General features: G+C 41.1%; 21 protein-coding genes. 7 read left to right on the top strand and 14 right to left on the bottom strand.

What is annotated here, in order from left to right; genetic code table 11:
* Positions 1-122: 122 nt before the first annotated feature.
* Positions 123-1,553 carry a 16S rRNA (cytosine(1407)-C(5))-methyltransferase RsmF gene (gene rsmF / locus BCU91_RS14605; protein WP_102437841.1) on the top strand — a complete coding sequence of 477 codons (1,431 nt, stop codon included), beginning with the start codon at positions 123-125 and terminating at the stop codon, positions 1,551-1,553.
* 299 nt (positions 1,554-1,852) lie between these two features.
* Here the strand turns inward: rsmF and BCU91_RS14600 are convergent, their stop codons facing one another.
* The 8 genes from BCU91_RS14600 to apbC form a co-directional block, all read right to left on the bottom strand.
* Positions 1,853-2,641, bottom strand: coding sequence for a YchF/TatD family DNA exonuclease (locus tag BCU91_RS14600; RefSeq protein WP_102437843.1), 789 nt, complete (start codon positions 2,639-2,641; stop codon positions 1,853-1,855).
* Positions 2,642-2,840: 199 nt separating this feature from the next.
* The gene (locus tag BCU91_RS14595; protein ID WP_076536275.1) at positions 2,841-3,167 is read right to left on the bottom strand and encodes a PilZ domain-containing protein; all 327 of its coding nucleotides are present in this window, start codon (positions 3,165-3,167) and stop codon (positions 2,841-2,843) included.
* 9 nt (positions 3,168-3,176) lie between these two features.
* On the bottom strand, positions 3,177-4,139 hold the full coding sequence (gene holB, locus BCU91_RS14590) for a DNA polymerase III subunit delta' (protein WP_102437845.1): 963 nt from the start codon (positions 4,137-4,139) through the stop codon (positions 3,177-3,179).
* A 41-nt stretch (positions 4,140-4,180) separates the two neighbouring features.
* Positions 4,181-4,810: a dTMP kinase gene (gene tmk, locus BCU91_RS14585; protein WP_102437847.1), complete on the bottom strand. Its 630-nt coding sequence runs from the start codon at positions 4,808-4,810 to the stop codon at positions 4,181-4,183.
* Complete coding sequence (gene mltG, locus BCU91_RS14580) at positions 4,807-5,817, bottom strand: endolytic transglycosylase MltG (RefSeq protein ID WP_102437848.1); 1,011 nt, start codon at positions 5,815-5,817, stop codon at positions 4,807-4,809. Before mltG ends, tmk begins: the two co-directional genes overlap by 4 nt.
* A 1-nt stretch (position 5,818) precedes the next feature.
* Positions 5,819-6,634: an aminodeoxychorismate lyase gene (gene pabC, locus BCU91_RS14575; RefSeq protein ID WP_102531768.1), complete on the bottom strand. Its 816-nt coding sequence runs from the start codon at positions 6,632-6,634 to the stop codon at positions 5,819-5,821.
* A gap of 164 nt (positions 6,635-6,798) precedes the next feature.
* Positions 6,799-7,437: a uridine kinase gene (udk, locus tag BCU91_RS14570; protein WP_102437854.1), complete on the bottom strand. Its 639-nt coding sequence runs from the start codon at positions 7,435-7,437 to the stop codon at positions 6,799-6,801.
* Positions 7,438-7,448: 11 nt separating this feature from the next.
* Positions 7,449-8,564 (bottom strand): iron-sulfur cluster carrier protein ApbC, encoded by a 1,116-nt coding sequence (apbC, locus tag BCU91_RS14565; protein WP_102531767.1) that lies wholly within the window; start codon positions 8,562-8,564, stop codon positions 7,449-7,451.
* A gap of 155 nt (positions 8,565-8,719) precedes the next feature.
* Here apbC and metG point away from each other — a divergent pair, with 155 nt between their 5' ends.
* Positions 8,720-10,768, top strand: a complete 2,049-nt coding sequence (gene metG, locus BCU91_RS14560; RefSeq protein WP_102531766.1) for a methionine--tRNA ligase — start codon at positions 8,720-8,722, stop codon at positions 10,766-10,768.
* 80 nt (positions 10,769-10,848) lie between these two features.
* Here metG and BCU91_RS14555 read toward each other — a convergent pair whose 3' ends face one another.
* Both BCU91_RS14555 and BCU91_RS14550 read right to left on the bottom strand, forming a co-directional pair.
* Positions 10,849-12,789, bottom strand: a complete 1,941-nt coding sequence (locus tag BCU91_RS14555) for a monovalent cation:proton antiporter-2 (CPA2) family protein (protein ID WP_102531765.1) — start codon at positions 12,787-12,789, stop codon at positions 10,849-10,851.
* Between the two features lie 46 nt (positions 12,790-12,835).
* Positions 12,836-13,603, bottom strand: a complete 768-nt coding sequence (locus BCU91_RS14550) for a Nif3-like dinuclear metal center hexameric protein (protein WP_102437905.1) — start codon at positions 13,601-13,603, stop codon at positions 12,836-12,838.
* Positions 13,604-13,799: 196 nt separating this feature from the next.
* On the opposite strand from BCU91_RS14550, the gene BCU91_RS14545 reads away from it, so the two are divergent.
* Entirely contained in the window at positions 13,800-14,162 is a 363-nt protein-coding gene (locus BCU91_RS14545; RefSeq protein ID WP_102437862.1) for a hypothetical protein, read from the top strand.
* Between the two features lie 69 nt (positions 14,163-14,231).
* Here the strand turns inward: BCU91_RS14545 and BCU91_RS14540 are convergent, their stop codons facing one another.
* A complete protein-coding gene (locus BCU91_RS14540; protein ID WP_102437864.1) occupies positions 14,232-14,714 on the bottom strand; it encodes a glycine zipper 2TM domain-containing protein in 483 nt (160 codons plus the stop codon).
* A gap of 53 nt (positions 14,715-14,767) precedes the next feature.
* Here BCU91_RS14540 and aat point away from each other — a divergent pair, with 53 nt between their 5' ends.
* From aat to infA, 3 genes are all read left to right on the top strand, one after another.
* Entirely contained in the window at positions 14,768-15,475 is a 708-nt protein-coding gene (gene aat / locus BCU91_RS14535) for a leucyl/phenylalanyl-tRNA--protein transferase (RefSeq protein WP_102437907.1), read from the top strand.
* Positions 15,435-16,178: an arginyltransferase gene (locus tag BCU91_RS14530; protein WP_102531764.1), complete on the top strand. Its 744-nt coding sequence runs from the start codon at positions 15,435-15,437 to the stop codon at positions 16,176-16,178. The genes aat and BCU91_RS14530 overlap by 41 nt, the downstream gene beginning before the upstream one ends.
* Before the next feature lie 83 nt (positions 16,179-16,261).
* Positions 16,262-16,480, top strand: a complete 219-nt coding sequence (gene infA, locus BCU91_RS14525; RefSeq protein WP_011496276.1) for a translation initiation factor IF-1 — start codon at positions 16,262-16,264, stop codon at positions 16,478-16,480.
* Positions 16,481-16,661: 181 nt separating this feature from the next.
* Here the strand turns inward: infA and clpA are convergent, their stop codons facing one another.
* A complete protein-coding gene (clpA, locus tag BCU91_RS14520) occupies positions 16,662-18,920 on the bottom strand; it encodes an ATP-dependent Clp protease ATP-binding subunit ClpA (RefSeq protein ID WP_102437868.1) in 2,259 nt (752 codons plus the stop codon).
* 58 nt (positions 18,921-18,978) lie between these two features.
* Positions 18,979-19,287, bottom strand: coding sequence for an ATP-dependent Clp protease adapter ClpS (gene clpS, locus BCU91_RS14515; protein WP_102531763.1), 309 nt, complete (start codon positions 19,285-19,287; stop codon positions 18,979-18,981).
* A 193-nt stretch (positions 19,288-19,480) separates the two neighbouring features.
* Between clpS and cspD the strand changes: the two genes are divergently transcribed.
* Positions 19,481-19,687 carry a cold shock domain-containing protein CspD gene (gene cspD / locus BCU91_RS14510; protein WP_055024439.1) on the top strand — a complete coding sequence of 69 codons (207 nt, stop codon included), beginning with the start codon at positions 19,481-19,483 and terminating at the stop codon, positions 19,685-19,687.
* A 359-nt stretch (positions 19,688-20,046) separates the two neighbouring features.
* Here cspD and BCU91_RS14505 read toward each other — a convergent pair whose 3' ends face one another.
* On the bottom strand, positions 20,047-22,272 hold the full coding sequence (locus BCU91_RS14505; RefSeq protein WP_102437872.1) for an NADP-dependent isocitrate dehydrogenase: 2,226 nt from the start codon (positions 22,270-22,272) through the stop codon (positions 20,047-20,049).
* Positions 22,273-22,291 lie beyond the last annotated feature (19 nt).

Here is a 22,291-nt window from a genome sequence, read left to right as displayed (position 1 = left end):
TTCAACATCATCTGTTAGCGAATGTGTTGGTTGCGCTTTCTTTAACAGGGTGAGCGACACCGTGAAAATGCATGATATAATCTATCGCATTATTACACAGTTGTTTTATCGATATTTTTACTATGGCTCAAATAAATCCGCAATACTTAACCCATATTGCTACAGAACTCCCCGCACATCTTAATATGGACGACTTTATTGCTGCCTGTAATCGTCCTTTACGTAAATCAATCAGAGTAAATACTTTAAAGATTTCCGTGGCGCAATTTACCCAAATAATGACTGATAATGGCTGGCAGTTTGAAGCTATCCCTTGGTGCGCTGAAGGGTTTTGGGTTTCAGTCAGCGATGATGTGCAAATTGGTAATATGATTGAGCATATTCAAGGCTTATTTTATATCCAAGAAGCCAGTTCGATGTTGCCACCTGTTGCGCTGCTACAAAATGATAACCACAGTAAACTGATCCTCGATGTCGCCTCAGCGCCTGGCTCAAAAACGACTCAGTTAGCCGCCTTAATGGATAATCAAGGCTTATTAATTGCTAATGAGTACTCTGCCAGTCGCGTTAAAATTTTGCACGCCAACGTGCTTAGAATGGGCGTAAAGCAATGTGCCCTCACCCATTTTGATGGCAAAGTCTTTGGGGAGTATTTATTTGAAAAGTTTGATGCTGTGTTGCTCGATGCACCATGCGGTGGCGAAGGTACGGTTAGAAAAGACGTTAATGCGCTTAAAAACTGGCAATTAGATGATGTTGTTGATATTGCCGAGACTCAAAAACAGCTGATCCAATCCGCCTTTTTAGCCTTAAAGCCCGGTGGCACATTGGTTTATTCCACTTGCACCTTAAGTCAGCTTGAAAATCAGCAAATTTGTCAATTTTTAAAACAAACCTATGCCGATGCGGTTGAATTTATTCCTCTAACTGATTTATTCCCTGGCGCAGAACAAGCCTGTACCCAAGAAGGTTTTTTACACGTTTGGCCACAAATTTATGATAGCGAAGGTTTCTTCGTCGCTAAAATTGCTAAAACCGCATCTGTTGAACGAATTAAAAAGCAGCCTAAGCCTCAGCGTAACTTCCCGTTTTCTGTTGCGAATGCCAAACAAGTATCCGCCATTGAACAATACTTTAGCACCACCTTTAATCTCACTTTACCTGCAGATCATACGGTGATGATCCGTGATGATGAGTATTGGTTATTTCCAGCTGAATTTAACGATTTCACCGGTTTAATGCGTTATCAACGCATTGGGGTCAAATTGGCCGATGTGATGAAAAAAGGCTTTAAGGTGAAACATGAAGCCATTATCTGCCTTAGGCGCTATATCAGCTCAGACGATAAAATTATCGAACTTGATGCTCAACAAGCGAAAGACTTTTTAATGGGCCGTGATATCGCCACTGATAGCTTTAGCGATTTAGACTTAACCCCAAAGGGCGAAATGATTGTCACTCATCACCACAGTCCATTAGGGGTGGTAAAGCATTTAGGCCATAGATTGAAAAATAATTTACCAAGAGAATTGGTAAAAGATAAAATAGAGTAGATACACTTTATTGCCGATAATTCAGCGACTTTTATCGTTTAACAATTATCAGTAGGCGCTAGTTGTTAAGCTATTGCGGCATAAAACACTGACCGGTTGCGCGATTTTTAGGCAAAGTATGATTAACGGGTCTATACTGAGAAGTAAGATTTTTAGTGAAATTGGTTTTCGACAGTAGCGCAAGGCTCTTTTCTAAAAGAGCCGTTCCCCTAGACCCAGAACAATTGGATAGTTTTGGGTCTCTTTTTGCCTAAAATTCAGCCTAAACTTAATATCAAAATTTACCACAAAAGCGTAAGTTAACGCTTGGCTAATATTGCAGCCTCTTTGAACAAGTTAAAAAAGTTCTCCGTGGTATATTCGGCTAAATCGATATATTTCTCACCCCGTAACTCGGCAACAAACTCAGCAACATCTCGCACAAAAGCTGGTTGGTTTTCTTGCCCTCTGTGCGGTACTGGCGCTAAATACGGTGAGTCAGTTTCAACCAGTAGCCTGTCTTTAGGTACTTTACGGATCACGCTACGAAGTTCACCGGCATTTTTAAAAGTGACAATACCTGACACCGAGATATAAAAACCTAAATCAATCGCTGCTTTGGCCATTTCCCAGTTTTCTGTAAAACAATGCAATACCCCACCCACTTTGTCTGCGTAGCCAGCTTTTAACATGTTAATAGTATCTTCGCGGGCATCACGAGTGTGAACAATCAGCGGCTTATTCACCTCTACGGCTAAGGCTATTTGTTGTTCAAAGCATTGTTGCTGCAATACTTTCGTTTCAGGGGCATAAAAATAATCAAGGCCGGTTTCACCAATTGCCACGACTTTTTTATCAGTGGCAAATTGCTTAATTTCACTGACATTGAGACCGTCTTTAACGTCAAGTGGATGCACCCCTGATGATAAGAATATATTATCAAAGTCGGCCATTTTATCGCGCATGGCTTCAAAACCTTGCTGGCGAACATTAACACAAAGAAGATATTCAACCCCGCGAGATTTTGCAGCATCTACAATAGCGTGCAAACTAGCTTGATCTGGCGCGGATTTTAAGCGGTCTAGATGACAGTGAGAGTCGATTAACATGATGATTCTTTAAAGGCTTAAACAAGCCAGCAAGAATACCTAGGGGAGGATTATCTTTCAAGCTGATTTTCATATCAGCAGTTACCACAGTTTAATCAAAGGTTAGATTTGGTTTTGACATTTTTTGTTTAACTTAATTGTATTAGCCAAATAAAACCTATGATAGAGGAAGAACCTTTACAGTACCCTTGTTTAACTATTACATGGTACAAGTCATGTCACTTGAAGATAACTGAGTAGAAAGCAGCTTTTCAATATGATGTTTATGACTTTCAGGATCGGTTTTTATTTTTACGCCAATACCCGCAGGTCGGCCGCCTGATGCACCAAGTGGATTAATCCACACCACCACACCTTGAAAATCAGCCATTTGTGAAGTACCTGGCAACTTATAAGCTATGGATAACTCCTGACCTAGAAAGTGGCTTTCTGTGGTCGAAATAAACAAACCCGCAGGTTTAATGAATGGCATATATGCTCTGTACAACTGGTGCAGAGTATCAAAATTTACAACAAGATCGGTCATAGTGTAATTCTATTGTCTGTAATGAATAAGTTGTCTAAATTCAAGAATGTAGTCTTGACATAATGCAGGCGCGTTTATACTCGCCATCGTCGCTAATTTTTGGCACATTTGCGCGACTTTCGATGAGAAACCAATGATGTTACTCGCAGCTAATGCGTCGAGCTCTTTACTTTTTAACACATATTGCCTTAAGTACAAATATAAAACATTAAGTGCATCAATAATTTGTTGCTCTGATAACTTAATTAAACTGCCAGTCAAATGTCCTGATTTAATACTGTTTGCCCAATCGACTCGATATTGCAGTAGTTGTTGGTAATGTTGATTACCTAGGCTTTCAGCTAATTTCAACGGCCCACCAATCATACTTAAACACCAAGTCACATCATGGGCTTTCTCGCCATAAGGAGGTTGTGGTAATAATTGATGGGAAGACAGCCAAGCTAATACTTGGCGTCTATCAGGGGCATTAAAGGCCACATTCTGGCAGCGACTTTTAATGGTTGCTAACAATCTTGAAGGCACGTCTGTTTGTAAAATAATTAAAATATTATTACCCGGCTCTTCTAAGGTTTTTAATAACGCATTGGCTGACGCTAAATTAAATTGCTCGCAGTTTTGAATAATGGCGACACGTTGACCGCCTTGCTGGGCTGTGACCGTTAATTTTTGACATAAGTCGCGAATTTGATCGACCTTGATTTGATTGCCATCAGCTTTAATCACATGACAATCAGGGTGTGTTCCCGCTTTAAATAACAGACAGCTTTTACATTGACCGCATGCCCCAACAGGGGTTAAGTTTTGGCACATGGCGGCATGGGCCATTTCATGAGCAAATAAATACCCTCCTAGACCGGTATCTATGGTTAACAGTTGTGCGTGAGCACTATGCCCGTTTGCTAACTCATTTAAGAATCGCTGAAACGGTTCATCTAACCAGGGCAACTGATTTAATCCAAAAGCTTGCATCAATGACTCACTTTACGCTGTTTTAATCAAGGTCATTACCATTACACAAGATTCGCTGCTAATGCGACTCGGATCTGTTCATGGACTTGATCAATGGGTTTACTAGCATCAATAACTAAAATTGAGCTATCTTCAGCAGCAAACGCTAAAAAGGTTTCTCGAGCACGAATAAAGAAATCCAATTCTTGTTGCTCGATGCGATCTAACTCACCACGTTTGGCTGCGCGGGCTAAGCCTAATTGCGGTTCAATATCTAAATAAAGGGTTAAATCGGGCTTGAAGCCCTGTAAACAAGCATCACTAATGGATTTTACTAATGGCATTAATCCTCTACCGCCGCCTTGGTAAGCTAACGACGAGAGGTTATGTCTATCGCCTAATACCCAAGTTCCGTTGGCTAAAGCGGGCTTAATGACATTTGAAATTAACTGAGTACGGGCTGCGTAAAACAGTAAACATTCAGCCTCATCACACAGTGGATCACTATCATCAGCAATTTTGACTAAATCTCTAATTTTTTCTGCTAATGGCGTACCGCCTGGCTCACGGGTGCATATTGGCGCTTGATGACAATGGTCTGTAATAATTTGCTTTACTAATTCAACTGCGCTGGACTTACCCGCGCCTTCTAATCCTTCAATTGTAATGAATTTAGCGTTGTTTTTACTCATTTTCTATTTCTCTGATATTCGTTAACTGCACGGTTATGTTGTGCAAGTGTCTTTGAAAAAACATGGCTGCCATCATTTCTTGAGACAAAGTATAAATAATCGACTTCAGCAGGTTTTGCTGCTGCAAACAAAGCAGCTTTACTTGGCGCTGCAATCGGTGTTGGCGGTAAACCATTTATACGATAAGTATTAAATGCCGTGTGTTCTCGTAAATCACTGCGAGTGATATTACCTTGGTAGCGATCGCCCATGCCATAAATAACGGTCGGATCTGTTTGAAGACGCATGCCTAATTTTAAGCGATTATTAAATACTGCAGCGACCCAATCGCGCTCTTCTGGCTTGCCTGTTTCTTTTTCGATGATTGAAGCAATGATCAATAACTCATAGGGTGTTTTTAGTTTAAGATCTTTATCGCGCTGTTGCCACGCAGCCTCTAAAGTGGTTTGCATTAATGTATAACTGCGTTGCAGCACCGACTCTAAACTATCGCCTGCATGATATTGATAGGTCTCAGGGAAAAACTTACCTTCTGGTAAATTTGAATCGTCACCATTTTTCAATAACACTCGATTGAACACTTGCTCATCAAAAGTTAGATGCGGTGATGTGGCCAACACTTGTTGCCATTCCTTAATGGTCTTGCCTTCGATTAACGTTACTGAAAAGCTGATTTGGTCACCCGAATTAATCTTATTCAGTAAAGAGGCCAAGCTGTCACCCGGCTCAATTTGATATAAGCCTGTTTTGATATGGGCATATTCAGGTTTAAGCTTAACCAGATATTTTAATTTCCAGCTATCTGTTAGCCATTGTTTATGCTCTAAATCTTTAGCAAGCTTGGTGACATTCATGCCCTGTGAAATAGTTAACTCAACAGGCGCATCGACGGTGAGAGTCTGATTGGGATAAGCAATTATCTGTTGATATCCCCAGTAACCGACAATGCAAGCCACTGTGGTTAGGGTCATCAAAAATGCGAGTAAAACGGTCAGTATTTTTTTCATATTAGAGTGATAATTGTAACTGTTTAATTAAGTTATGGCTCATAGGCCAGCTGGAGTATTGGTTATCATCAAGATGATTAATATTAACAACGCCCAACAGGCTGTTGCTGATAAAAACATGATCTGCTTGCTTAAGCCTGGATAAGCTGATTGGTTCAGCGTAAACGTTAATGTTGTTTTCTAATAACGCGATAATAACTTGTTGTCGCATCACCCCTGATACACCGCTGTGGCTGATTGCTGGGGTATAAACATTTTGGCCTTCTACAATAAAGACATTGGCCATTGATGATTCAACCACATTGCCATCGGTGTCAAGTACCAGCCAGTCATCGCAACCTTGTGGTAATAGGTTTTGCTTTATCAGTACTTGCTCAAGCCGATTAAGGTGTTTCATCCCAGCAAGTATTGGTTGGCGCGCTAAGCTAATCGCCGCTAAAGATAAATTGATCCCCTGCTGTTGCCATTGCTGATAGTGAGCGGGAATATCATGTAAGGAAATGACGCTTGTTTGCTCCACAATGTCTGGGGCACTGTAACCTCGACCACCTACACCGCGGCTAATGAGTATTTTGATACAGCCTTGGTTTAAAACCTGGCCGTGCTGCTCAAGCTGATTTATTAACTCAAGTTGATTTTGTAATGCAAAGCCCAAACGCAAACATGCTTGCTGCAATCGCTCAATATGTTCATCAATGAATAACACCTTACCCTGTAACACACGCATGGTGGCAAATGCACCATCACCGTAGGCTAAACCTCTATCCAGTGGGTTAATTTGCTGTTGTGGTAATCCATTAACAAATACTGATGCCATTCTCGTTCCTGAGTGTTATCTGACTGCCAGCTTGATATTAGCATGTCGATTCAAGCGGTTTTACACAAAAGAATGGCCCCATTTGTAGGAGCCTTTCTGTGTCATCATTTTATCTTAATACAATTTTAATCCGCAAAACACGGCTATATTAAGCGTGCTAATATCTAGCGTGCCAATAAATGCTGTATTCTTGCTTTAAGAATATCGGTTGCAATACGGTTTTTACCACCACGAGGCACGATAATGTCAGCATGTTGCTTAGATGGCTCAATAAATTGTAAAAACATCGGCCTAACGGTCGCTTTATACTGAGAAATCACAGATTCCATGGTACGCCCGCGCTCAGCAACATCACGGGATAGACGACGTAAAAAACAGATATCTAACGGCGTATCCATAAATACACTGGCATCCATTAATTCACGCAGTTTAGGATCCGTTAATAATAAGATACCTTCTAAAATAATCACCTTTTTAGGTTGCATATCTAAGGTCTTGCCAATACGAGTATGTTCCTTATAGCTGTAGCAAGGAATATCAACCGACTCGCCTCGTTTTAGCTGTTTTAGATGCTCAGCCAACAACTGATGATCCAATGCTTTAGGGTGGTCATAATTGGTTTTAACACGATCTTCCATTGATAAATGGCTCTGGTCGCGATAATAGGCATCTTCATTGATTACGCCAATTTGGTCGGTACCTAAATCACGCTTTAACTCTTCAAAAATAGTTTGAGCAATTAAACTTTTACCTGATGCTGACGCACCCGCGATACCGATAATGACACATTGCGGAGAATTCATTATTTAAAACCTTACTCGTCGTCTGAAATACTAATTGATACTGTCTTTTTACTTTGTTGTTTGGCTAGTTGAGCCCCAACTTTACGAGCGATCTCACGATAAATCCCTGCCACTTCAGAATCAGGCTGACTCACAACTGCAGGGTTACCTTCATCCATTGATTCACGAATGTTGATATTAAGCGGCAAAGCACCTAATAACGGTACTTCATAACGCTCGGCAATTTTACTGCCACCATGAGTACCAAATGGGTGTTCTTTATGGCCACATTCTGGACATAAATGAAAACTCATGTTCTCAATAATCCCTAACACTGGGATATCCACTTTTTGGAACATGGTAATGCCTTTTTTCGCATCTTCAAGGGCAATATCTTGCGGTGTAGTCACCACAACCGTGCCACTCACAGGAAATTTTTGCGAAAGGGTTAATTGGATATCACCGGTTCCAGGTGGTAAATCGATAACCAAATAATCAAGTTCTGGCCACTGGGTTTCAGTTAATAACTGATTTAAAGCACCGGCCGCCATTGGGCCACGCCATACTGCAGCTTCGCCATCACCTAACATAAAGCCGATTGATTGGGCAGTAATGCCATGAGCACTGGCTGCGGTCATCATTTTCCCGTCAGGTGAAGTCGGTTTAAAACCTTGTAAACCCAGCATCATAGGAATTGAAGGACCGTAAATGTCAGCATCTAAGATGCCCACTTCAGCACCTTCTGCTTTTAAAGCTAATGCAAGGTTAACTGCCGTGGTTGATTTACCCACGCCACCTTTACCTGAAGCCACAGCAATGACTTGCTTAATATTTGGCAATGGCACTACAGAGCTAACCGCAGAAAATACTCTTGGCTGAAAATCAATTTCGCACTCTACTTCATCAATAGCATCAAGTACGGCTAATTTTTTAGTCACATCCATGACAGTATCACGATATTGCGTCATACATGGGTATGGATAAACTAACCCAAGTGATAAACGTTTGCCTTCAATTGAAAGCTTAGTGACACAACCTGCAGATACAAGCCCTTCGGCTAAATATGGATCTTGATATGCATCTAAAATACTCAACACGGGACCTAATAGGTCAGCACTTAATTGATAATCTGTATGCGAAGTAGACAAAAGCAGAACTCCCAGCGATAAATTTGTTCAAGTGTACCAGAATTCAAGAAAAATGAGCGCAAATTTAGCCCATTTTGTTGTTGTTTGATGAAATAATCACTTTGATCGGTTAGTATCATCAACATATATTTGGTGTAATCGATTGTTGAGACAAAATGACAAATTCACAACGTAAAATTCTGGTGACAAGTGCCCTCCCATATGCAAATGGTCCTATCCATTTAGGTCATATGCTTGAGTATATTCAAACTGATATTTGGTCTCGTTACCAAAAACTTCGTGGACATGAATGTCACTATATTTGTGCAGATGATGCCCATGGCACCCCAATCATGCTGAAAGCCCAACAACTGGGTATTACACCAGAAGAAATGATTGCTCAAGTTCAAAAAGAACATGAACAAGATTTCGCTGATTTCAATATCAACTTTGATAACTTCCATAGCACGCACTGTAAAGAAAACTGTGAGCTTGCCAGCGATATTTATCTGAAGTTGCGTGATGGTGGTTACATTAAAACCAAAACCATTTCTCAATTATTCGATCCTGAAAAAGAAATGTTTTTACCAGACCGCTTTGTCAAAGGCACTTGCCCGAAATGTAAGAGTGAAGATCAATATGGTGATAACTGCGATAACTGTGGTGCGACTTATAGCACCACAGATTTAATCAATCCTTACTCGGTCGTGTCAGGTGCTACGCCAGTAATGAAGGACAGTGAACATTTCTTCTTTGACTTACCTGCATTTGAAACCATGTTAAGTGAATGGCTTGCATCAGGTTCACTACAACCTGAAATCGCCAACAAGCTAAGAGAATGGTTCGAACAAGGTCTGCAGCAATGGGATATTTCCCGTGATGCGCCTTATTTTGGTTTTGAAATACCAGAGCAACCAGGTAAGTTTTTCTACGTATGGTTAGACGCACCTATCGGTTACATGGGCTCGTTTAAAAACTTATGTGATAAACGTGGTGACCTTGATTTTGACGAATTTTGGAAAAAAGACTCTACAACAGAGCTTTATCACTTCATTGGTAAAGATATTGTCAACTTCCACGGTTTATTTTGGCCTGCAGTGCTAGATGGCGCGGGTATTCGTAAACCTACTGCTGTTTATGCACATGGTTATGTTACGGTAAATGGTGCCAAAATGTCTAAGTCAAAAGGCACGTTTATTAAAGCGCGTACTTATTTAGATAATTTAGATCCTGAGTATCTTCGCTATTACTACGCGGCGAAATTAAACAGCCGTGTTGATGACTTAGATTTAAATCTAGAAGACTTCGCACAGCGAGTGAACTCTGATCTAGTTGGTAAATTAGTGAACTTAGCCTCACGTACCGCTGGTTTTATCAGTAAACGTTTTGACGGCAAGTTAGCTAAAATCAACGATATGACTTTGACTGAGGCCTTTTTAGCTAAACAGGATATCATTGCTGATTTATATGAGACTCGTGAGTTTGGTAAAGCGATGCGCGAAATTATGGCTTTAGCTGACATGGCAAATGCCTATGTTGCTGATGCCGCGCCTTGGCAGTTAATCAAACAAGAAGACAAGCAAGATGAAGCCCATCAAGTGTGTAGCAATGCACTTAACTTGTTCCGCATCTTAGTCACTTACCTTAAACCGGTACTACCTAAGCTAGCTGACAATGTTGAAGCTTTCTTACAGACGCCATTAACATGGGATAATTTAGCTGTAGATCTAGCTGGCCATGAAATTGCTAAGTTTAAAGCATTAATGCAGCGCATTGAAATGAAAAGCATTGAAGCTATCATTGAGGCATCAACTGAAAACTTACAAGTAACTGCAAGTAAAGTGACTGATGCTGCGCCGGAAGCTACTCAAACTGAGCTTGAGAAAGAGCCCCTAAGCCCTGAAATTACTTTTGATGATTTTGCCAAAGTTGATTTGCGTATCGCGCTTATTTCAAAAGCTGAGCATATTGAAAAAGCCAATAAACTACTCCGTTTAGAGTTAGATTTAGGCGGCGAAACCAAGCAGGTTTTTGCAGGCATTAAATCTGCTTACGCACCAGAAGATTTGATTGGCAAACACACTGTGATGGTTGCCAACCTTGCACCACGTAAAATGAAGTTCGGTGAATCTGAAGGCATGGTATTAGCCGCCGGCCCTGGTGGAAAAGATATCTGGATTTTAGAACCTCATGCAGGCGCGAAACCTGGCATGCGAGTCATGTAATTAGCAACAAAGCTTGAATAGTAAGGCCATCGAAAGATGGCCTTTTTTATGGCACTAGCACTCAGATTTTAGGCTGAGATTTATACTGGACTTTGAGATGGTTTTTGACTTGGACTTTGACAATCATCAGAGCTATCACAAGGCGCCTCTTTGGCAAAGTTACGGCTATTATAAGCCTCTGTATCTGCTTCAATGGCTTGCTTCATTCGCTCTTCGTAAAGCATAAACAGACTGATGAAATCATTGCCATAGCGTTCACCTTCAGGTCGCTTCAACCATTCTTTATATAAGGCATCTGCCGCTTCTTTTTCAACTCTTTGATATGTTAGCTTTTGCTGACTGACTAACTCATCAGAAAATCCCATTGCCCGCATCGACGCCGCACCAACTTTCAGGGCGGAGTGGAAGGTTTCTGACTCGACAAAATCTGCGCCAGCTTCTCGCAATAAGTGCCCATGACCACGGTCAAAAGCACGGCTGATGACTTTAAGCTGTGGGTATTTATGTTTAAGGTACTTAACCAACTCAATACTACTTTGCTGATCATCAATGGCAATGACAAAGGCGGCAGCGTTGGCAACACCTGCTGTTTCTAATAAATCAGGCCTGGTGGCATCACCATAAAAGGCTTTGGTTTTGATTTTTCTCAATGTATCCACTTGGGATGCCTGACGGTCTAGTACAACCGTTTTCACCCCGTTAGATAACAGTAATCGATTGACTATTTGACCAAAACGACCGATACCGGCAATGATCACCACACCTTGTTCATCAACCGTATCTTGTTCCCGCTCGTTTGAGTTCTTTTCATATTTGGGCACAATAAACTTTTCATAGAAGATGAATAAGCCTGGAGTCAAAAACATCGACAAGGCAACCACAATAGATAATGGCTGGGCGATATGAATGGGTAATACATCATTTTGTTGGCTAAAGCTCAATAACACAAAACCGAATTCACCCGCTTGAGCGAGACTTAGGGTAAACAGCCACCTATCACTACCTGTAATTCGGAATATAAAAGACAATATAAATAACACCAATGCCTTTAAAAACATCACCCCAAAAGTAATGGCTAAAATGGCTCCTAGATATTGCCATAAGATGTCAAAATCAATCCCCGCCCCCACGGTAATGAAAAATAGCCCCAGTAATAAACCTTTAAACGGCGCAATATTCGCCTCAAGTTCATGCTTAAACTCACTATTAGCCAGTACCACACCTGCTAAAAATGTGCCTAAAGCAGGTGAAACCTCAACCAAACTCATTAATGCCGCAATGCCAATAACTAACAATAATGCCGCAGCAGTTGAAATCTCTCTGACACCAGAATCTGCAACAAATTTAAAAATGGGTCGAGTTAAATAATGGCCGCCAAAAATAACAAAAGCGATTGAGAGCACTAAAACGATGGCATACACACCACTGGAGAGTTCAGCCACCAAGGATAACTCTTCATGATGGGCTGCTGCCTCAGACACCGCTGTTTGTGTCACTGCGACTAATTCAGGTAACGCTAGCAATGGGATTAACGCCAACATGGGGATCACGGCAATATCTTGAAACAGAAGCACTGAGAATGCATTTCGACCGGCAGGCGTTTTAATTAAGCCTTTTTCATTAAAGGTCTGCAATACAATTGCTGTTGAAGACAATGAAAAAATCAAACCTATGGTTAATGCGATTGACCATTGAATATCAAATAACATCGCAATGGCCATCACACCGCCCACTGACAAGCCAACTTGTAACCCGCCCATGCCAATAAGACGATGCCGCATGGACCACAGCATTTTAGGCTCTAACTCTAAGCCCACCAGAAATAACATCATCACTACACCAAATTCAGCAAAATGCTGAATGGTGCTGGTTTCACTGCCAACAAGGCCGATGATGGGACCAATGACCAGTCCGGCAATTAAATAGCCAAGCACTGAGCCAAGCCCTAAACGCTGAGCCAATGGTACGGCGATAACTGCAGCTGATAAATATATAAACGCTTGTAAAAAATACTCAGTCATCCATTTATTCCTTATCTGTAGTTATTTTGCGCTCAGGTGACAAACATTACACAGGGTTCACAATATCAATATAGTGATGGGTTAAACCAAATTCATTGGCTAAATGTTCACCTAAAGCTTTTATACCAAATTGCTCTGTAGCATGATGACCGGCGGCAAAGTAATGGATCCCTTGCTCCATAGCGCAATGAAAGGTCCTTTCTGACACTTCACCACTGATAAAGGCGTCAACGTTCAAGCCTGCAGCATGATCAATATAATCCTGCGCCCCGCCAGTACACCAAGCAATAGATGAAATAACCTCAGTCTCGTCACCAATGTGTAATGGCACTCGATTAAGCTTCTCTGTTAATAATGCATTAACTTGTGCAACAGTTAATGGCTGAGGAAATTTCCCCTGCCATAGTAAATTTTGCGGTATATCGGTACACACCTCAACATCGACAATACCTAATTCTTTAGCTAATTCAGCATTATTACCCAGTGTTTGATGTGCATCTAAAGGTAAATGATAGCCGAATAAATTCATATCGTGGGTCATTAGTGATTTTATTCTTTGGTATTTCATACCAGTAAGCACTTCGGGTTCATTTTTCCAAAAAAAACCATGGTGCACTAAAATCGCGTCTGCATTTAATGCTGCAGCTTGATCGATTAATGCTTGGCAAGCGGTAACGCCAGTCACAATCGTGCTGATGTGTTCAGTGCCCTGCACTTGCAGTCCATTGGGAGCGTAATCTTTAAACTGATTCACATTCAGAAAATCATTGAGATATTTAGACAATTGTTGGCGAGATACAGACGTTAATGACATAAAACTAACCCTAAATTTATTGATAGTAATAGTGTAACGCAGACCAATACTTATTGAAAAACCCTTGTTAAGATTGGCTAATAGCTGAGCGATTTTTGCATAAATTGGACTTTTAAGTACATTAAACATTAAAATTAGCCCACGGGATGTTGAACACATTAAATAAACTATTCAATAAATAAAAATAGGTCTCAAAATGTCAAACTTGACAAAAGAAGCGCTTATCGCTGAATTAACCGCGGCTCTTGAAAATCAAACTGGTAAATCTGTTGAAATTGAACAGAAAGGCAGTTGGTACAAAATTGATGGCGGCAAGTCGATACGCTTTAGCGAACTTGAGAAAATGCACCTTGAAGCCACACAAGGTCAAACCGCTGTTGCGCCTGTAGCAGATAAGCCGGTTAAAGCAGTTGTCGCAAAAAAAGCAGTTGCTAAAAAGCCTGCTGTTAAAGTTGCAAGTACACCAGCAACGTCAACTTCTGGTGGTAAAACGCCAAAAGAATTATGGCGTGAAAAACTAGCTGCGGCAGGTAAAAGTACCTTACCTCGCGGTTTCTAGTTTCAGGTGCGTTTACACAATAAAAAAGGAGCTTAGGCTCCTTTTTTATTGTGTAAATTACATCCAGACTTACATGGCTAAATCAACTCTGACATAGCCTTTTAGATAAACCACCCTCACTTCGTCACCTGCGTTAAATGCCATGCCAGGATCTTGATCTTGAATCACCATCACTTGGCTACCATCATCAAGGTTTATCATCATTTCAATGAGTTTATATTCTAATGTTCTGGTCGTGTTTCCATACTGATTTGCAGCAGCGCCGCCCACTAACGCACCAAGCACAGTTGCAACATCTTGGCCTGAGCCACCACCAAATTGATGGCCAATAACGCCGCCCACCAAGGCGCCGCCAAATGTTTTCCAGCCAACATTTCGATCTTCCACCAACTGGGTTTGAGTGACATGTTTAATTGATTCAACTTGGCCGTAGACAACCTTTTCTACTGGGACAGCTTGATTTCGGTCGTAGGCCGCACTTGCTGGCACTGAGATTAAGATAAACAAAATCGCACTAAAAAGTGCTCGAGAACAGTTTGTGAGTTTCAACATAGGCAAAATTCCGCTAACGTATGCATAAGGTCTACTCATTAATATACTCAATTGTGAACTCACTGTCCTATTTAAATAAACTGCCTTTGTTTCCTGATCCACAACAAGCATTGTCAGATCCCAATGGTTTACTAGCTGTTGGTGGTGATTTAAGCCCGCAACGCCTTGTGGAAGCCTACTATCAAGGCATATTCCCTTGGTTTAATGAACACGACCCCATCCTTTGGTGGTCACCAGATCCTAGAGCCATTTTTATCCCCAAGCGACATGCAGTAAATAAAAGTATGTTAAAGCTGCTCAAAAAAAGTCCATGGCGCTTTAGTATTAATAAAGCCTTCACTGAGGTTATCCATGCTTGCTCACAACCTAGGCTCACACAGCAAGGCACTTGGATTTCATCTGACATCCAGCAGGCCTATATACAGCTGCATAAACTGGGAAAAGCACATTCAATTGAAGTGTGGGATAATGATGAGCTAGTTGGCGGCTTATACGGCATTGCAGTGGGAAGCGTGTTTTGTGGCGAGTCAATGTTTCATCGTCAATCTAATGCCTCAAAAGCGGCCTTTGCTATGCTCAACCAGCATTTATTCGACAAGGGTTTTAAACTCATTGATGCACAAATTATGAACCCTCACCTAGCCAATTTAGGCGCCGTAGACGTTCCCAGAAAAGCATTTTTAGCTCAACTAAAACAATTACGAAATCAAGTTATTAACGATGATACTTGGTTACAACAAGAGGTCTATTTTGAGTTCTAGAAGCATTAGCGTTGGCCTAACCCAGCCGTTTGATTGTAATTATATTGACGGTTTACAAGAGCAATTACTTGTTATTCAAGAGTCTGAACTTGACGCAAACTTATTCGAACAATTGTTAGGAATGGGTTTTAGACGTAATGGCAGTTCAATTTACAAACCCAGATGTCCTAGCTGTCAGGCTTGTCAGTCCATTCGAGTGGATGTTGGCCAGTTTAAGGTATCCAAAAGACAAAAAAGAACCTTAAAGAATAATCAAGATTTAACCTGGAAAGTTACGCACGAGCGTACGGCGGCACATTATCAATTATATGAACAATATATTATTGGTCGCCATTTTGATGGTCCTATGTATCCTCCCACTGAGAGCCAGTTTAACGACTTTCTTGCTTGCCAGTGGCTACCTGATACCTTCATTGAAGTTTATGACCAACAAAAGCTCATTGGCGTTGCTGTAACCGATATGATGACGCATTCAATGTCGGCAATTTACAGTTATTTTGACCCCGAATATGCAAAACGTTCCTTAGGGTCATATATGATTTTATTGCAATGCCAGCTCGCGCAGCAAAAACATAAGCAATTTCTTTATTTAGGCTACCAAATTGATGAAAATCGTAAAATGAATTACAAGCGTTTATATCGTCCTTATCAAATCTTAACAGCTCAAGGATGGCAACATATTGAAAAAGAACCTATGCTTTAGTGTTTCAAGCCTTTACAGCTCGCGCTTTTTACGGCATGATACGGCGAATTTTTTATATTTGAAGGCATAAAGGTAACCAATTAATGGCGAAAGAAGACAACATTGAAATGCAGGGCACTATCCTTGAGACCTTGCCAAATACAATGTTCCGCGTAGAACTTGAAAATGGTCATGTAGTGATAGCACACATTTCTGGCAAGATGCGCAAAAACTACATCCGTATTTTAACGGGTGATAAAGTCACTGTTCAGTTGACTCCTTACGATTTAAGTAAAGGTCGTATCGTCTTCCGCGCACGTTAATCCTGCCTCATATATTAAAAACCCGGCTTTAATGTCGGGTTTTTTATTTGCTAGCTATCCTGGCAAATACTAAGAATTAGCAGTAATTTTTAGTAATAGTAATTAGGCGATTAACGTCAAGAAAAAATGGCTATCTGAAAACAGATAGCCATTTTTATTTGAGCCAAATAATTAACAAGGTTTAAGAGACTTTCTCTTCACATTCGCAACTGATCACCAGCTCATTATCTTTGACATCAACTTTTGCTATTCCACCAGCTTCAAGCTTGCCAAATAAGATTTCATCAGCCAATGGTCGTTTGATTAACTCAGTAACAACACGGCTCATCGGGCGAGCGCCCATATTTTTATCGTAACCCTTTTCAGCTAATAAAGTGCGCGCTTCATCAGTGACCTCGAGGGTGACACGCTTCTCATCTAACTGCGCTTGCAGCTCAATAAGGAACTTATCGACAACCTTAGCAATAATGGTCATATCAAGATGATTAAACCAAATAATCGAATCTAAACGATTTCGAAACTCTGGTGAAAACACTTTATTAATTTCTGACATCGCATTAAGGCTGTTGTCTTGTTGCTTAAAGCCTATTGAAGTACGGATAGACTCTTGAACGCCAGCATTGGTGGTCATCACCAAGGTCACATTTCTAAAGTCTGCTTTGCGACCGTTATTATCGGTTAAGGTACCGTGATCCATGACTTGCAACAGCAAATTATAAATGTCAGGGTGAGCTTTTTCGATTTCATCTAGCAGCACCACACAATGCGGGTTTTTAATTACGGCATCAGTAAGTAAACCGCCTTGCTCGTAACCGACATAACCGGGTGGTGAACCAATTAAACGTGAAACCGTATGTCTTTCGGTATACTCAGACATATCAAAACGGATAAGCTTCATGTTTAAACATGATGCCAACTGATTGGTCACCTCGGTTTTACCCACCCCAGTAGGGCCGGCAAATAAGAAACTGCCCACAGGCTTTTTCTCTGCACCTAAGCCGCTTCGAGATAAACGTATGGCAGAGCTAAGGCCCTCAATGGCTTTGTCCTGCCCGAATACCAACATCTTAAGGTTACGTTCAAGGTTCTTAAGTAAATCTTTGTCAGTAGACGATACGGACTTCTCAGGAATACGTGCTATTTTGGCAATAATGGCTTCAATTTCTGGCTGACCGATGGTTTTTTTACGTTTGCTAGCTGGCAGCATCACCATTCTAGCGCCCGCCTCATCAATCACATCAATGGCCTTGTCAGGCAAGTGACGGTCATTAATGTGCTTAGCTGACAAGCTGGCCGCAGAACTGATTGCAGCCTGAGTGTAACGAACCCCATGATGTTCTTCATACTTTGATTTAAGTCCCAGTAAAATCTTAGTGGTTTCAGCAACCGAAGGTTCGTTAATATCAATTTTTTGGAAACGACGGGCTAAAGCCCTGTCTTTCTCAAAAATACTTTGGTATTCCTGGAATGTGGTTGAGCCCATACATCGAAGTGAGCCGTTGGATAACAAAGGTTTTAACAGATTTGAGGCATCCATTACCCCACCTGAAGCGGCACCTGCACCAATGATGGTATGAATTTCATCAATAAATAAAATCGCATGTTCATTTTTGGCCAGCTCTTTTAATAGCCCTTTAAAGCGTTTTTCAAAATCACCACGGTATTTAGTGCCCGCGAGTAATGAGCCTAAATCTAACGAATACACAGTCGCATCTTTGATAACATCAGGTACTTGCTCATTAACGATACGGTAGGCTAAACCTTCAGCAATGGCTGTTTTACCCACACCAGCCTCACCGACCAATAATGGGTTATTTTTACGACGACGACATAAGGTTTGAATCGCACGCTCAACTTCATCATCACGGCCAATGAGTGGGTCTATGACCCCATCTTTAGATAATTGATTTAAGTCTGTAGCAAATTGAGCCAATAAACTTCTATCTTCACCGGCTTCAGTGCCTTCTTCGCTGGCTTCTGGGTTATTTATCTCTTCGTCACTATCGTCTTTTGGTAAACCGTGGGAGATATAGTTAACCACATCTAAACGCGTTATTTCGCAGCGACGCAGTAAATATACAGCCTGAGACTCTTGCTCACTAAAAATAGCAACTAAGACATTGGCACCTGTCACTTCATTACGACCTGATGACTGCACATGAAATACTGCACGCTGAAGCACACGTTGAAAGCCTAAGGTAGGCTGAGTTTCACGTTCTTCTGTGGTGTCAGCGATTAATGGGGTTGTTTGTTGGATGAAGTTAGATACTTCCTCGTGTAAACGAGACAGATCTGCACCACAGGCTAATAGTGCTTCTTTAGCCGATGGGTTATTAATTAATGCTAATAATAAATGTTCTACTGTCATATATTCATGACGTGAATCTCGAGCTTGTTGAAAAGCGAGATTCAAGGTGACTTCAAGATCTTTGTTTAGCATAGCACCCCCTAAAAATACTCAAATACTGCAGAGTTACCGGTTGTGAACAGCAAGTTCACTATGCGGCTTCTAATGTACACAGCAACGGATGTTCGTTTTCTCTGGCAAATTGATTTACTTGTAAGACTTTGGTTTCAGCGATCCCAAATGAAAAAACACCACATATTCCTTTACCTTGGTGATGGATAGCCAACATGATGTCTGTGGCTTGCTGTTCATCCTTGTTAAAAAAGCGTTGAAGCACTTCAATAACAAAATCCATCGGTGTGTAATCATCGTTATTTAACACGACCTTATACATTGAAGGTGGTTGTAGCTCCGATTCAACACGCTCTGTAGTGTGCTCTACGCTGCCTAATCTACCCATGTGTTAATACTAGCCTCTAGTTTGGTACAAGACCAATTGATATTATTAAATTAATTAAATGTTGTCATTTTGTTAATTTTTACTTGACATCTTTTCGTACAAATTTCATTCTGTTTGCAGGCGGCACATGTAGACCGCTCTTAATAAGTTTTACTATCTTACTGGTAAGTAGGCAACAGAAGGAAGTGGAAGTATGGCAAGCGGAACTGTTAAATGGTTCAACAACGCCAAAGGATTCGGGTTTATATGCCCAGATCAGGGTGGCGAAGATGTTTTTGCACATTATTCAACTATTGAAATGGAAGGCTACAGAACGCTAAAAGCGGGTCAGCCTGTCGATTTCGAAACTGAGCAGGGCCCAAAGGGCATGCATGCTTCAGCCATTTCACCAACAAAATAGTCGGTGAAACTATAAATCAAAAAGGCAGAGATTTTAATCTCTGCCTTTTTTATTGGGCAAATAAAAAGTAAATATTAAACTGTTTGCCCAAAAAAACACCTAATCGTAAATAAAACTGAGGTTCAATTCATCTTAACTCAAGCAACTTCAACCTCCGGCGTTAACAAATTTGCTGACAGAGGCTAAATCTCACTGAGCCTAGTTTCAGTATTCAAGCCTTGAAAGCTTATCCCATTAACTGAGTGCGATTAAAATCAGTCGAACTGGCTATGGCGGCAAACAGGCACAAAAAAGCAGAGAGCAAGCCCTCTGCTTTACGGCATCAATTTTATGCCTTCAATTTAGCCACAAAAAAACGCTTAATGTGTAATAAATTGATTTAGTAATGCACTTGGACGCATGGCAGCTTCAGCTTTTGCTGCGTCTAAACGGTAGTAACCACCTAAATCAACAGCAGGGCCTTGTGATGCATTTAATTCAGCAACAATTGCCGCTTCGTTAGATGTTAGCGACTCAGCAAGTTCAGTAAACTGCGCAGCTAATTCCGTATCAACAGTTTGCACTGAGACAGCTTGAGCCCAATACATGGCTAAATAAAAGTGACTACCACGGTTATCAAGCTCACCAACACGACGTGAAGGTGATTTATTGCTATCAAGGAATTGGCCGATAGCAATATCTAACGTATCCGCTAGCACCTGTGCTTTAGGGTTATTTGCTGTTTGGCTTAAATGCTCTAAAGAAGCCGCTAATGCCAAAAATTCACCCAGTGAATCCCAGCGTAAATGGCCTTCTTTCTCAACTTGTTGAACATGCTTAGGTGCACTACCACCCGCGCCTGTTTCAAATAAGCCACCGCCATTCATTAACGGCACAATTGATAGCATTTTAGCACTAGTGCCTAATTCAAGAATTGGGAATAGATCAGTCAGGTAATCACGCAGTACGTTACCCGTTACAGAAATAGTATCTAAACCTTGTTTAACGCGAGCGAGTGTCACTCGAGTTGCTTCTACTGGTGCAAGAATTTGTATATCCAAGCCGTCAGTATCATGATCTTGAAGATATGCTTCAACTTTAGTGATTAATTGAGCGTCATGAGCACGCTTACTGTCTAACCAGAAAATTGCAGGCGTGGCACTTAAACGTGAACGTCGAACTGCTAACTTAACCCAATCGCGGATTGGTGCATCTTTTACCTGGCACATTCTGAAAATGTCACCAACTTCAACATTATGCGTCATCAACACCTTGCCAGCACGGTTAACAACGTTAACAACACCTGCTTGTGCAATTTCAAATGTTTTATCATGACTACCGTATTCTTCGGCTTTTTGAGCCATCAAACCGACGTTTGGCACACTGCCCATTGTGGTTGGGTTAAATGCGCCATTGGTTTTACAAAATGCAATTGTTTCTTGATACACACCGGCATAACAACGATCAGGGATCATTGCTTTGGTGTCTTTAAGTTGGCCATCAGGGCCCCACATTTTACCTGAAGAACGAATAGCTGCAGGCATAGATGCATCAATAATAATATCACTTGGTACGTGTAAGTTAGTGATGCCTTTATCTGAATCAACCATCGCCAATGCTGGACGTTTAGCATAAACCGCAGCAATATCAGCCTCGATTTCTGCGCGCTGGGCTTCTGGTAATGTGGCAATTTTTGCGTATACATCACCAAAACCATTGTTAACATCAACGCCTAATTCATCAAACAGCACTTGGTGCTTGTCAAAAACCTCTTTAAAGAAAACTTTTACAGCGTGACCAAATAAAATCGGGTCTGATACTTTCATCATTGTTGCTTTAAGGTGCAATGACAATAGTACATCTTCAGATTTAGCCGCTTCGATTTCTCGCTCGTAAAAGGCAACTAAAGCTTTGTTGCTCATTACTGCGGTATCAATTACTTCACCGGCTAATAAAGATAAGCCCGTTTTCAAAGCTACTTTTTGGCCATCTGCTTGGGTTAGCACGATATCTACAGTATCAGCATCAGTCAGGGTGACTGATTGCTCACTACCGTAAAAATCACCTTCATTCATATGCGCAACGTGTGATGCTGAATCACTTGCCCATTTACCCATTGAATGCGGGTTTTTCTTAGCGTAATTTTTTACCGATGTTGGCGCGCGGCGATCAGAGTTACCTTCACGCAATACCGGGTTTACTGCACTGCCTTTAATCTTGTCATAACGTGACTGAGATTCACGCTCTGCATCAGTCGATGGCTCATCTGGGTAGTTTGGTATATCGTAACCTTTCGCTTGAAGTTCAGCGATACAGGCTTTTAACTGTGGAATTGACGCACTGATGTTAGGTAACTTGATAATATTAGCTTCAGGCGTATTTGCCATTAGGCCTAACTCAGTGAGTGCATCAGCAATTTTTTGCTCTGCAGTTAACTTTTCAGGAAAGTTAGCAATAATACGGCCAGATAAAGATATATCTCTAGTCTCGACTTTTACACCTGCAGCATTGGTAAATGTGCGGATGATAGGGAGTAATGACAGCGTAGCTAATGCGGGGGCTTCATCAGTTTCAGTATAAATGATCGTTGGAGAATTATCTTTCATGCTTTTTCCTACATTATTG

The organism is Shewanella sp. 10N.286.52.B9, assembly GCF_002873635.1.
Taxonomy (GTDB): Bacteria; Pseudomonadota; Gammaproteobacteria; order Enterobacterales; family Shewanellaceae; genus Shewanella.
Note: the sequence above shows the minus strand (reverse complement) of the source record. Positions and strands in the feature narration are given on the sequence as shown.